Origin of the sequence: Acidithiobacillus sp. YTS05 (genome assembly GCF_024396695.1) — a bacterium.
Classification (GTDB): domain Bacteria; phylum Pseudomonadota; class Gammaproteobacteria; order Acidithiobacillales; family Acidithiobacillaceae; genus Igneacidithiobacillus; species Igneacidithiobacillus copahuensis.
In genome coordinates, this window is record NZ_CP094359.1 from 285,093 (window position 1) to 297,012 (window position 11,920).

The following is an 11,920-nucleotide window of genomic DNA, read 5'->3' on the forward strand; positions in this document are numbered from 1 at the left end:
GATGGCCGGCATTGGTTTTGAGTTGCGTCGTATTCTCCGCCGAAATAGCTACTTGGCGCTGATCGAGGCCTATGGCTACGCCGGCATTGTCTCATCCGGACCATGGCTGCTATCGATTTTTGGAATACTGCTCCTTGGTTTCCTGGCTGTCAGCGACCGATCGGCAACGCTACCCATCATTCAGTTTCAGGTCTCTGTCACTTACCTGATTGCAGTATCGCTCATTTTTACCGGGCCAATGCAATTGCTGTTTACCCGATACATCGCCGATATGCTTTTTGCACGGCAGGCACGTTCCGTAGTGACGATATTGCTCACCATGCTGGTAACGGCAATTGTTCCGGGCGCGATATTCGCGATCCTGGTCCTGCTGTTTTTGTTTCAAGGGACGTCTCTGGTTTACCAGATTCTCATGGGATTCAGTTTTGTCGAACTCTGTGGTGTATGGGTGCTGACGATCATGGGCACCAGTCTGAAGGACTATAAAGCGCTAGTGAGTTGGTATTTCCTCGCCTATGCAACAGTCATATTATTGGGAGTTTTTGGGGGTCGCCACTGGGGATTGCCGGGTTACCTTGCAGCATTTGCGGTGGGCCAAATGATTCTGTTGTTAGGCCTGGGTATCACCGTTATAAGAGAGTTTCCGGGGTATCTGAAATGGCCGAAAAAGCGTGCCAATCGCTTGTTTTGGTCACTTTCTCTGGTTGGTCTGGCTTTCAATGCGGCCATTTGGGCAGATAAGTTTCTTTTTTGGTTTGATCCAGCAACTGGTGAGCAGGTCATCGGACCGCTATATGCCTCACCGATCTATGACGTGCCCATTTTTCTCAGTTATCTCACCATCGTGCCGGGACTCGCGGTGTTTCTGTTCCGTCTGGAAACCGATTTCGTAGAGGCATATCAATCGTACAATCGAGCGATCGTTGAGGGTGGAACATTGGCGGAGTTGCACGCCGCCAAGATCGGCATGGTCATGGCGACGCGAGCCGGACTATGGGACATCGCCAAAATCCAAGGGGCGACGGTTCTCCTCGCTTTTGCCTTCACGCCGCAACTGCTGCACGTTTTGGGTTACTCACAGAACTATGCCAGAATTTTTGAGTTTGACGTTGTCGGCGTAAGCTTGCAGCTCTTGCTTATGAGCCTGTTGAACGTCTATTTTTATCTTGATTTGCGTGTTCGGGCGATGGTGTTGAGTGTTTTGTTTTTTATCGGGAACCTGTTTTTTACTTGGTTGACACTGCGTGCGGGACCGTTTTTCTATGGTATGGGATTCGTCATCGCACTGTTTTTGGTGGACACGCTGGGAATTTATCTTCTCGCCCGCGATCTTGAGCGGATTGACTACCTGACTTTTATCCGCGCACGTTGAGCGTTGGTGATGAGTAAGAAAGGAGAAGTTCTGTCGTTTTGAGTATCGGGAAAATCGCAAAAGCAGCGGATAGTGAGTAGTGCAAGAGGGCCGGTCCATTAATCAGAAGTTCGGCCATGTATGGAGTATATAGGGAGTGATACGTGCCATTTAGGTTTCCGGTGGTACTTGTTCATAGGAGATGAAAATAATGAGGGAGCGGATACTGGTTATTGGCGGTGCGGGCTTTATTGGTTCCCATACAGTCGACCACTTGCTGGCAGAGGGCTACGCGGTGCGAGTTCTCGACGATTTTTCTACGGGCCATCGTGAAAATCTACCGAATAGCCATCCGCAGCTGGAAATCATCGTTGGCAGTGTCGAGGATGCAACGATCTTGCAGACGGCTGTTGCAGGGGTGAGTGCGGTCCTGTATCTGGCTGCCCAGGTTTCCGTACAGCGTAGTCTGGAAGATCCTGTGCGGTCCGCTGAGCAGAATATCGTCGGATTCGTGCGGGTGTTGGAGCGGGCGCGTCGCCATTCGCTGCGGGTGGTATACGCTTCTTCGGCGGCAGTCTACGGTGATCCAGAGGTGTTGCCCGTGCAAGAAACGGCTCCGCTACGCCCCATCTCGCCCTATGGCCTGGAAAAATACAGTAATGAGCTCTATGCGGAGTTGTTTGGGCGCTTGTATGGTCTGTCTCAGCTTGGTCTGCGTTACTTCAACGTGTATGGGCCACGACAGGATCCTCACTCGCCTTACAGTGGCGTGATTTCTCGCTTCGTCGAGCAGCTTCATTCCCGGCAGCCGCTGACGGTGCGCGGGGATGGGCTTCAGGAGCGTGATTTTATTCATGTCGCCGATGTCGCGCGCGCGAATCTGGCGGCGTTGAGGGGGACTGTCAACGGTGTCGTCAATGTTGCTAGTGGTACGGCAACGACTATTGGGGAGCTAGCCGAACTTCTGATCGAGCTGAATCTTGGTGAGGGAGAGATGCAATGGGTGCCCCGGCAGTCCGGTGACATCCGTCATTCCCAGGCGGATGTGAGTCGTATGCAGCAGGTCCTTGGACAAGCAAATATTCCTCTGAACCGCGGCCTGCGCACCCTTTTGGAGCGCTGTTCTGCAGCGTAATTGTGGGCTTGGCTTTGTAATCTACCTATCGCAGATGTTTTTGTATGATTGCTGTAACAAATACAACCATATGATTAAAAAAGGATTGGTGAATTCGACAACGAGCGCGTATCGTTTCTGATACAGATAGCAGTATAAGCGTTTTCTAATATAATATGAATACAGCAACATACGGTCTGGCATACTTTCTGCTTAAATTCTCCTAGGTCTGGCGGTGAGTCTGGTTTTGTGCGATGACAGCGAGTCATGCCAGGGGATAGAACGTGGCGCTGCACAGCAGGGGGTCGGAATGTTGAAGGAAATCAGCGGTGGGTCGGGAGCTGCAAAACTAGAGCAATTACGAGAGAATTTTCATGCCAAAAGGGTTCTGATTACTGGCGGATTTGGCTTCGTCGGCGGGCATATGGCGCACCGAATGCTGCAGTGTGGCGCAGAGGTGACGGTATTGGACATCGATACTTCTAGCGAACGCCTGTCGATGATCAATTGCTCCCGACTGCGTCTCCGCGACAAGCTGAATATCGTGGAAGCCGATGTGACCGATAAGGCAGCCATGCAGGAAATTATTGATCAAAACCGCTTCCACTATATTTTCCATTTTGCTGCCTATGCGTCGGTGATCGAAAAGGCACTGACAGCACCATACGACACGATCATGGCGAATACCATGGGTTGGATCAACGTGTTGGAGGCATGTCGCTTGTCAGCCCACAAACCTCGCATGATTTTCCTCGCGTCCACGGATAAAGTCTATGGCGAGATGGAGGGTGACTCGTATTTTGAGCATCAGACCCCGTTGCGAGGCATTGGGGTATATGATTCGGCCAAGCTTGCTGCCGACGTGTTTTCACGAACGTATCATGAAGCCTTTCAGTTGCCTACAGTGACCCTGCGGATGTGTAATATCTATGGTCCCTATGATTTCAATACTGGCTACCGTCTTCTGCCAAAAGCCATGCAAAGCATGTTTGCTGAGGCTGAACCGGTCGCTCCGGAGTTATATTTCGACGCCATTGAACACCAGCGGGACTACCTCTTTGTGGACGAGTTGATCAATGCCATCATTCTGCTGGCGTACTGCGCCGCCTGTCGGGGGGAGGTGTATAATCTGGCTGGAGGCACGTATCTGGGAACACCTGCCATGCTTCGCACCATTGTCGAGATGGCGGCGGAAGTGGAGGCGGAGGTGGATCCGAAGCGTGCGCGTACCATTCTCACCAATGGCATTGCTGTCAAGGTGCATGCCACTGCCTCGACCGTGCATGCCATAACGAAGCAACACCTGAATGGTGAAAAGCTTAAGAACGATACTGGCTTTCAGCCAACGACCGAGTTCCTCGATACCTTGAAACAGACCATTCGTTTTTATCGTGAGCACTATCGTTCTGCCAGTGAGGACGTGCAGCATGGCCAGCTTTTGGCAGGGTAAAAACTGTCTGGTAACCGGTGGGGCGGGCTTTGGAGGTGGACATCTGTGTGAGCGGTTGCTCGCCCTGGGTGCCCGAGTCTTCGTCCTGGATCGATTGGTCTCTCCCTGGTCTTATTTTCAGATCCAGGGTCTTGATCGGCATGCCCAGGTCTGGCTCGGTGATATCCGTGATGGTGACTTCGTCCGCCTGAACCTCTCCCGCTTTGCCATCGACACGATATTCCATCTGGCTGCCCAGCCGATCGTCCCCACCAGCAACGTCCTGCCCTGGGAGACGCTCAGTGTCAATGCCATGGGGACCTACACGTTGCTTGAGGCAATGCGGAATGTCGACACAGTGGAACGCATGGTTTTTGCCTCCAGTGGTGCCTATTACGGAATGACCACCGATGAAAGGGCCTTGCGAGAGTCCGACCCGCCCTTAGACGCTAACAATATCTATGCCTCGTCAAAGGTCGCAGGTGATTGTGTTGCGCGCAGTTATGCCAGGATCTATGACCTGCAAATTGGTGTCTGTCGTTTTATGAATACCTACGGCCCAGGCGATATCAATTTTAGCCGCTTGGTTCCGAGGGCCATCTACAATCTACTCGAAGGCCAGGACTACGATTTTGGCGCCCGGGATGACGGAAGTTCCAGGCTGGATTTTCTATATATCGCCGATATGGCGGATGCCTACCTGAAACTGGGCGAATCTTTGGGGAACCACGGTGGTAAGGCCTTCAATTTCGGTACCGGTACGGCGACTTCCATCACTGATGTCGCTACGGAATTAAGTTGGCTATACGACGGAGAGCGGCGTACACCTATTTTTCGCGGGGATCCACGCAGCAAACCAGCGATAAAATACCTAGAAATCGAGCGCGCCCGTCTAGATCTAGGGTGGGTGCCGGAGACGTCGTTGGCCGATGGTCTACGTGCAACCCTGGACTGGTATGCAGACCACTGGGAAAAGTTGCGTCATGCCTCCTAGGCTCTTGCGGATGCTCCGCAGCTGGCTCCGCACGCAACCCCTATGGTCGGATTACTCCTGTCTTGATTAGGCTTGCTGAAAGATTGCGAACTGGGCTTGTTTGGCCCCCGGCTGGTATGATCATGCTGGTAGAATTGCTCCAGCACGGAAATGTCCATCCCAGCTGGGCCCAAAGATAGATATGGACATCTCGATCAGCTCAGGAAATGCCGCATGATGGAAGCCCGGTTCGACTTTGATGGCGTGGTAGATCGCTGGGATTCGGATAGCGTGAAATGGGCGGGAGCGCGACAGAAATTCGGCAGGCCGGTGTTTCCGATGTGGGTTGCCGACATGGATTTCCCGGTCGCGCCCAATATTTTGCGCGCTTTGGAAGAGCGTCTGGCAGAGCCGGTGTTAGGGTACCCGGATCATGATGAAATAGTGCACGAAGCGGCGGCTGACTGGTGGCGCAAACGCTATTCCTGGACGGTCAGTACAGACGAGATCATCCTGGTCCAGGGGGTGGTGCCGGCACTGAATGCCGCGCTTCGCGCATTTTCCCAGCCGGACGATGGAATCATCGTCATGCCACCGATCTATCCCCCATTTTTTGCTGCCGTAACGGGGCAGGGCAGGCGCTTGATCTCTGTACCCTTGCGCAAGGATGCGGGCCTTCGCTACGAAATCGACTTTGCGTCCCTGGCAGCACAACTGCCGCAGGCGCGGCTCTTGCTGCTCTGTTCCCCGCACAATCCGGTGGGGCGGGTGTGGACCCCAGAGGAGTTACAGCAGTTGGTCTCCCTCTGCCAGCGTCATGGGGTACGAATTATCAGTGACGAAATTCATGCCGACCTCAGCCGTCCCGACCAGGTCCACACCCCCATGGGAAAGCTGGATCCCCGCGCCATCGTCCTCGCCTCGGCAAGCAAGAGCTTCAATATTGCAGGACTTGGGGGGGCGGTAGCATGGCTCCGGGGTGACGAAGCCAAAGCTCAGTTTGTGGAAGAACTACGGCGTAGCGGTATCCTCGGTACCCACACCTTCGCCAAGGCCGCCCTGCGTGCGGCCTGGCAGGAAGGGGGGCCGTGGTTGCAGGCCTTGCAGAGCTACCTTGGTGATAATGCCCAGTTCCTGGAGTCCTTTTTGCAGAGGCACCTGCCAGAGATTGGCTTTCGGAAGCCGGATTTTGGCTATTTGGCGTGGCTGGATCTCCGTGCCTGGGGGTTGAGCGACGCAGAAATCGAGGCGAGGATCCTCGATGCCGGCTTGGGCCTGAATTGGGGCCCGTCCTTTGGTGAGGGTGGGTCTGGTTTTGTTCGCCTCAACTTTGGAACGCCGCGGAAGCTCTTGGCAGACGGCCTGGATCTGCTGCGCAAGGCGGCCGCTGCGCAGGCCTGAGCGGGGCTCATCCCGGATTCAGGCAGGCGATTCCACACAGGGGTGCTGCCCTTGAAAATGTTTGTGCAGGGCATCGCCGGTAGCGGCAACCAGGGGATGCAGGGACGGTGTCAGGCGCGGTTGGCTGCCGAATTGCATGCTCGCCAGATCGGGTGCGGTGGCGCGCATCTGTACGGCAAGGCCAATGGTATTGACGAGCTCGCCGGTCGTGGTACCACCCAGTATTTGTCCTCCCAATAGCTGTAGGGAATCGCGGGCGAAGATGACGCGGCAGTAGATTTCCGTGGTATTGGGCATGGCCGCCGGATGATGATCAGGCAAGCGGGCCTCGCCGACGAGGATGGGAAAGCCTTCCTGTTCTGCCTGGTGCTCGGTCATGCCGGCAACACCAAAGGCCAAACCATCGATTTCACTGGCATAGACGCTGACCGATCCGGCATTGAAACGCAACTCCCGCAATCCATAGAGATTCATCCCGGCAATGCGTCCTTCGGCGGCGGCCTGCGAAGCGATCATGGCGTGACTGGCCTTGCGGGTAAAAAAATCCTGTTTGTGTGCACAATCACCCACGGCAAAAATGTGTGGGTCTTCGCGACTGCGCTGGAAGGCGTCTACCCAGACTCCCCCCGAGCGACTCAGGGTAAGGCCCATGTCCTGCGCCAGCTGGGTGCGAGGACGGGTGCCGATAGCGACCAATACCGCATCGACGGGCAGAAGATCCTGCCCGGCGATCTGCACCCCGGCGACCTGTTTGCCCGAGGCGTCGGCGATTACTGCCTCTACCTTGCAGCCGGTATGGATCTGTACCCCATGTTTTTGCAACTGTTTTTCCACTGCGGTACAGGCATAGAGATCGAAGGCGGCCTGCATCAGATGCGGCATCATCTCGATGATGTGCACTTCGATCCCCCGTTTGCGGATCTCATCGGCAAATTCCACACCAATGAAGCCCCCGCCAATGATCGCCAGGCGCTTGACCTTGGGGATCAGGGTGCTGAAGAGTTGATCGAGGTAGTTGTAGTCCTTCTGGATACTGAATACTCCCGCGAGATCAAGGCCGGAGATGGGGGGAATGAAATTGTCGGCACCGGTGGCGAGAACCAGGCGCTCCCAGTGGATGACATCGCCATTGTCCAGGCTGGCTGTCCGCTGCTGCCGATCCACCTGCTTGACCTGGCCGATCTGCAACTGGCCACCTGCCGCCAGTAGCGGCGCGCGCCCTGCCATATCCTCGTCGGTGCCGCCCAGGGTACCGAAGATGTAGGGAATGCCACAGGGGATGACTGCGTCACTCTCTGGACGTACCACCAGTACTTTTTTATGCGGTGAAAACTGCGCTGCGGTGATCCCGCACATCATGCCCGCGGGGCCGCCACCAATGATCAAGACATCCGTAGTTTGTTCCGCCATCTGTCTTTCCTCCCGTGGATTTCGAACTCTTTACTTTTCCTGATCTTTTTTCGCGTGCAAGAGGCCCTGTACCTGGCGTCGCAGCGCGGCATCTCCCGCCTCGATCTCGGCAATCATGGGATGCAGAGAGCGATTGAGGGTGTTGAGAAAACGCAGCTGATGCCCTTGCCGATGATCCATGGCACGATGGATGGCGAGCTTGGCGAAGTCTGCGACAAGCATCCACACAATGTTGTAGGCCCAGACCAGGCCAATCGCCACCCAGGGAATGGCCGGCATCAACCAGCCGAAGGCGACGATGGCAATGCCAACGATCTGCGTACCGAGGATGGCAAGCAGCAGGATGGGGGCTGGATACGGTGGCTTCCAGAAAGGGCCACGGGTGCGCGTCAGAAAGAGCATCAAATGCCCGCCGGCGATAAGTTGTAAAAACATCAGGGTTTGCAGTTCCCAGTTGGGCAGCTGAAAGGCAAAACGGCCCAGCAGATACAGCATCAAGGTGCCGCCCAAAGCCAGCAGGCCCATCATCGAGGCCAGACTGAGCACCCGCGTCATCTCCCAATGCACCGGATTTTCCTGCACCGCAGTACGGTCCCAGGCAATGCTCATGATGGGGATGTCATCGAGCAAGGAAAGAAGCACTACCATGATTGCCGTGAGCGGGTAGGAATTGAAGATCAGCATGGTGATGACGACAAAAAAGAGGATATCGAGGGTCATGGCGATGCGATACACGGTGTAGCTCATCATCCGCTCGAAAATGCGCCGGGCTTCCTCTACCGCCTTGACGATGACATTCAGGCCCGGAGCCGTGAGGATCAGCGCCGCGGCCGCACGGGCAGCGTCGGTCGCGCCGGACACGGCAATGCCGACATCCGCCTGTTTGAGTGCGGGAGCGTCATTCACGCCATCGCCGGTCATGGCGACGATATGTCCGCGCTGCTGCAAGACCTTGACGATGGCATATTTGTGCTCGGGGAATACCTGCGCAAAGCCATCGGCCTTTTCGATTTCCGCACCCAAGCCATCTGCGAGCTGCCCGGTTTCGGCGTACTTCGATAGGCGTTCGTCGACGGTCAGGATGTGGGTGCCGAGATGCAATTGTCCAGCAATTTCGCTGGCGATGGCCTGATGGTCACCGGTCACCATCTTGACTTCGATGCCATGCTGCTGCGCCTCAATGATGGTGTCCTTGGAATCAACCCGTGGTGGATCGAAGAGCGAGAGAATACCGAGAAACTGCCAACTGGCACCGTCGTCATCAGAGCGGGTGACCCCTAGGGTGCGGAAGCCTTTGGCGGCAAAGTCCTCTACCGCCTTTTCTGCCTTGCTGCGCGCATCACCGTCCAGTTTGGCCATATCCATGAGAACTTGGGGAGCGCCCTTGGAGGTACGGAAGTGCTTGCCGTCTGGACCCTGGATTTGTCCTTCCGTGCGCTTGGAAACGGGATCGAAGGGGATGAACTTGTCCTGCTGAAAACCTTGCAGTTGCTTGGCCTTATCCTGCAGGCCAGCGAGCACGGCCAGATCGATGGCATCGGCATCTTCGGCGCGGGAGGCGAGAGCAGCGGCAACAATCACCTCCTGCTCCTCCTTGGCCTGAAAGAGCACGGTATCTCCCAGAGTGATCTTGTTTTGCGTCAGGGTGCCGGTCTTGTCCGAGCAGAGAATGTCGACCCCGGCCATTTCCTCAATGGAGGTCAGGCGGGACACGATCGCTTTCATGCGCGACAAGGCTAAGGCCCCCAACGCCATGGTCACGGACAGCACGGCAGGCATGGCGACAGGGATGGACGCCACGACGACGACCAGAATGAAGGCCAGCAGCTCCAAGAACGGCAGCCCTCGCACCAGCTCGACGACAATCAGGATCGTCGATAGGACCAGGGCGAGGATGATGAGGAAATTGCCGATGCCAAGCACGGCCTTCTGAAAGTGGGAAACGGGGGCCGCCTTCTGCACCAGACTTGCCGTGCGGCCAAAGAGGGTCTTGCTGCCGGTGGCATAGACCAGGGCGAGCATCTCCCCCTGCTTGGCGATGGTTCCGGAGTAGGCCACCGCCCCGGGCTTTTTGTTGACGGGCAGCGATTCGCCGGTCAGCGCCGATTGATCGACGGCAAGATAGTCGCCGGAAAAGAGTTTGACATCGGCGGGCAGCACATCTCCCAGACGCACGCGAATGACATCCCCCGGTACCAGGGTGCCGGCATCGATTTCCTGCCACTGGCCATCGCGCAGAGCACGCGCTTTGAGCGCCAGTTGGTTTTTCAGGGCCTTGAGGGCGTCGGCAGCGCCTTTTTCCTCCCAGAAGCCAATACCACCGTTGATCAGCAGCATGGCGAAGATCACAAAAAAGCTCTTCCAGTCGTCATTGATGGCGGATAACACTGCAGCGACTTCGATCATCCACGGGATAGGGCCCCAAAAGTAGGAGAGCAGCCGGTGCCACAGGGGAATTTCCTTTTCATGCAAGGCGTTTTCGCCATACTGCTGCAGTCGTTGTGTCGCCTCTGCGGTACTGAGCCCCTTTTCGTTGCTGTCGAGCGACTGAAAAGCAGCTTCGGGCGCCATTTGTTCCCATTCTTTTGGGTCGTGTTCCGCTGCCATTTTGCATCCCCTCCCGCGGCTCGTGAGTACGTATCTTCGATAACCGGATACGCCTATAGGATAGTGCAAACTAGCGGTGGCTGCGCCGCAACCCTCTCAATACGCACCTTCCCGTCGGAACACGACCTTGACGGTGCGCAGTAAGATGACGATGTCGTACCAAAGGGACCAATTCTTCACATACCAAGCGTCGAGGTGCACCCGCTCGGCAAAGGTGGTGTTACTGCGACCGCTGATCTGCCAGAGCCCGGTGATGCCGGGGCGAACCTGGGTGTAGAGGTGGATGCCCTCGCCATAGCGGGAACGTTCCTTTTCGAGGAGGGGGCGCGGACCAACCAGACTCATCTCGCCGCGCAAGACATTGAAGATCTGCGGTAGCTCGTCCAGGCTGGTCCGGCGCAGGAAGCGCCCAATGGACGTGACTCGGGGGTCATTCCGCAGCTTGTAGTTGCGCTCATATTCGGCCCGCGCTTCGGGGTGCTCATCCAGATAGAGATTCAGCTTTTGTTCAGCGTCCACCACCATGCTGCGAAACTTCAGGCACGGGAAAGGTCTGCCGTCTTTGCCTATGCGTTCTTGAGCGAAAAAGGCAGGGCCTCCATCTTCGCGGCGAATGCGCAAGACGATCACCAGCATTGGTACCGCCAGCATCAGCACAATCAGGCTGGTAGCCAACAGATCGAAAAGCTGCTTGATCCCTTGCGATGCCGGCCGCGCCAAGTTGTCGCGTACCCGCAGCATGAGCACTTCATGGCTGAAAAAATGCATGGTTTCCAGCCCGAAAAGAGGCAGGCCGCGCAGGGGCGGGGCAATGGTCAGGTCACGGTAACTGAAGCTGAGGGTGCGGATCAGCCGCTCCTGCGCCTCCCACTGATCCATGTCCAAGGCTAGAATCAAATGGGGGTTGCCCAGCCGGGCCAGGGTCTCCAGTGGATCATTGCCCAAGGTTTGGGTTGGAGCGCAGGCTGGAAAACCATCGCCGGGTGGCGTTGCGCCTTCCGGCACCAGTATCCGTTGCACCTCGTAGCCGAGAAGTGGCTCGCTGTCCAGGGCGCGAATGGCCTCTGCGGCGTTCTGCCCGCAACCGACGATCACCACGGGGCGATTCCATGCCCTGAGATGATACAGGATGCGCCGCATTGCCAGCCGACTGGCCGGCAAGAACAGGAAAGCCAATCCCCAGGTGGAGAAGAGCCACAGGCGCGACATCGGCCACTGGCCAAAAAATGCCAGGGAGGCGTTGAGGACGACGAGTACCGTCAGCACCCCGACCATTTCCCCCATTTCGTCCCAGAAGGCCTTGCGCCGGGCGTAATGGCCTTTGTAGGCAAAAGCCAGAATGGCCGTGGCCGCCAGCAAAAAGAACAACAGGATGTTTACCTGAACGATCTCGCCCCACCAGTGCAGGAGTACCTGCAGGGGATCAATACCGTAGTACAGCGCATGCGAAATGCGCGCGAAGTAGAAGGCGGCGAAGAGAGCCAGCGCGTCCGCCATGCCGAGGAAGTAGGGCACCAGACGCTGCCAGGGGAGGCTGCGTTCGGTTCTGACGGTGGATTTCACGGTTGTCACTGGCAACTCTCCATCGTTAGAGGTGGCGAGGGAAGCATGGAGAGCTGCGCCTCGCTCGGATAT

General features: G+C 56.4%; 8 protein-coding genes. 5 read left to right on the forward strand and 3 right to left on the reverse strand.

The window, feature by feature from the left end:
* Position 1 precedes the first annotated feature (1 nt).
* From pelG to MQE22_RS01330, 5 genes are all read left to right on the forward strand, one after another.
* The gene (pelG, locus tag MQE22_RS01310; protein ID WP_215872856.1) at positions 2-1,372 is read left to right on the forward strand and encodes an exopolysaccharide Pel transporter PelG; all 1,371 of its coding nucleotides are present in this window, start codon (positions 2-4) and stop codon (positions 1,370-1,372) included.
* A 190-nt stretch (positions 1,373-1,562) separates the two neighbouring features.
* Positions 1,563-2,486, forward strand: a complete 924-nt coding sequence (locus tag MQE22_RS01315; RefSeq protein WP_226827354.1) for an NAD-dependent epimerase/dehydratase family protein — start codon at positions 1,563-1,565, stop codon at positions 2,484-2,486.
* Between the two features lie 289 nt (positions 2,487-2,775).
* Positions 2,776-3,915: an NAD-dependent epimerase/dehydratase family protein gene (locus MQE22_RS01320; protein WP_215872858.1), complete on the forward strand. Its 1,140-nt coding sequence runs from the start codon at positions 2,776-2,778 to the stop codon at positions 3,913-3,915.
* The gene (locus MQE22_RS01325) at positions 3,893-4,888 is read left to right on the forward strand and encodes an NAD-dependent epimerase/dehydratase family protein (protein WP_215872859.1); all 996 of its coding nucleotides are present in this window, start codon (positions 3,893-3,895) and stop codon (positions 4,886-4,888) included. Before MQE22_RS01320 ends, MQE22_RS01325 begins: the two co-directional genes overlap by 23 nt.
* Positions 4,889-5,101: 213 nt before the next feature.
* Complete coding sequence (locus tag MQE22_RS01330; RefSeq protein ID WP_215872860.1) at positions 5,102-6,268, forward strand: MalY/PatB family protein; 1,167 nt, start codon at positions 5,102-5,104, stop codon at positions 6,266-6,268.
* Positions 6,269-6,286: 18 nt separating this feature from the next.
* Here the strand turns inward: MQE22_RS01330 and MQE22_RS01335 are convergent, their stop codons facing one another.
* The 3 genes from MQE22_RS01335 to wbaP form a co-directional block, all read right to left on the reverse strand.
* Complete coding sequence (locus tag MQE22_RS01335; RefSeq protein WP_215872861.1) at positions 6,287-7,678, reverse strand: NAD(P)/FAD-dependent oxidoreductase; 1,392 nt, start codon at positions 7,676-7,678, stop codon at positions 6,287-6,289.
* Positions 7,679-7,708: 30 nt separating this feature from the next.
* Positions 7,709-10,285: a plasma-membrane proton-efflux P-type ATPase gene (locus MQE22_RS01340; RefSeq protein WP_215872862.1), complete on the reverse strand. Its 2,577-nt coding sequence runs from the start codon at positions 10,283-10,285 to the stop codon at positions 7,709-7,711.
* A 96-nt stretch (positions 10,286-10,381) separates the two neighbouring features.
* Positions 10,382-11,857: an undecaprenyl-phosphate galactose phosphotransferase WbaP gene (gene wbaP / locus MQE22_RS01345; protein ID WP_319643743.1), complete on the reverse strand. Its 1,476-nt coding sequence runs from the start codon at positions 11,855-11,857 to the stop codon at positions 10,382-10,384.
* Positions 11,858-11,920: the final 63 nt, after the last annotated feature.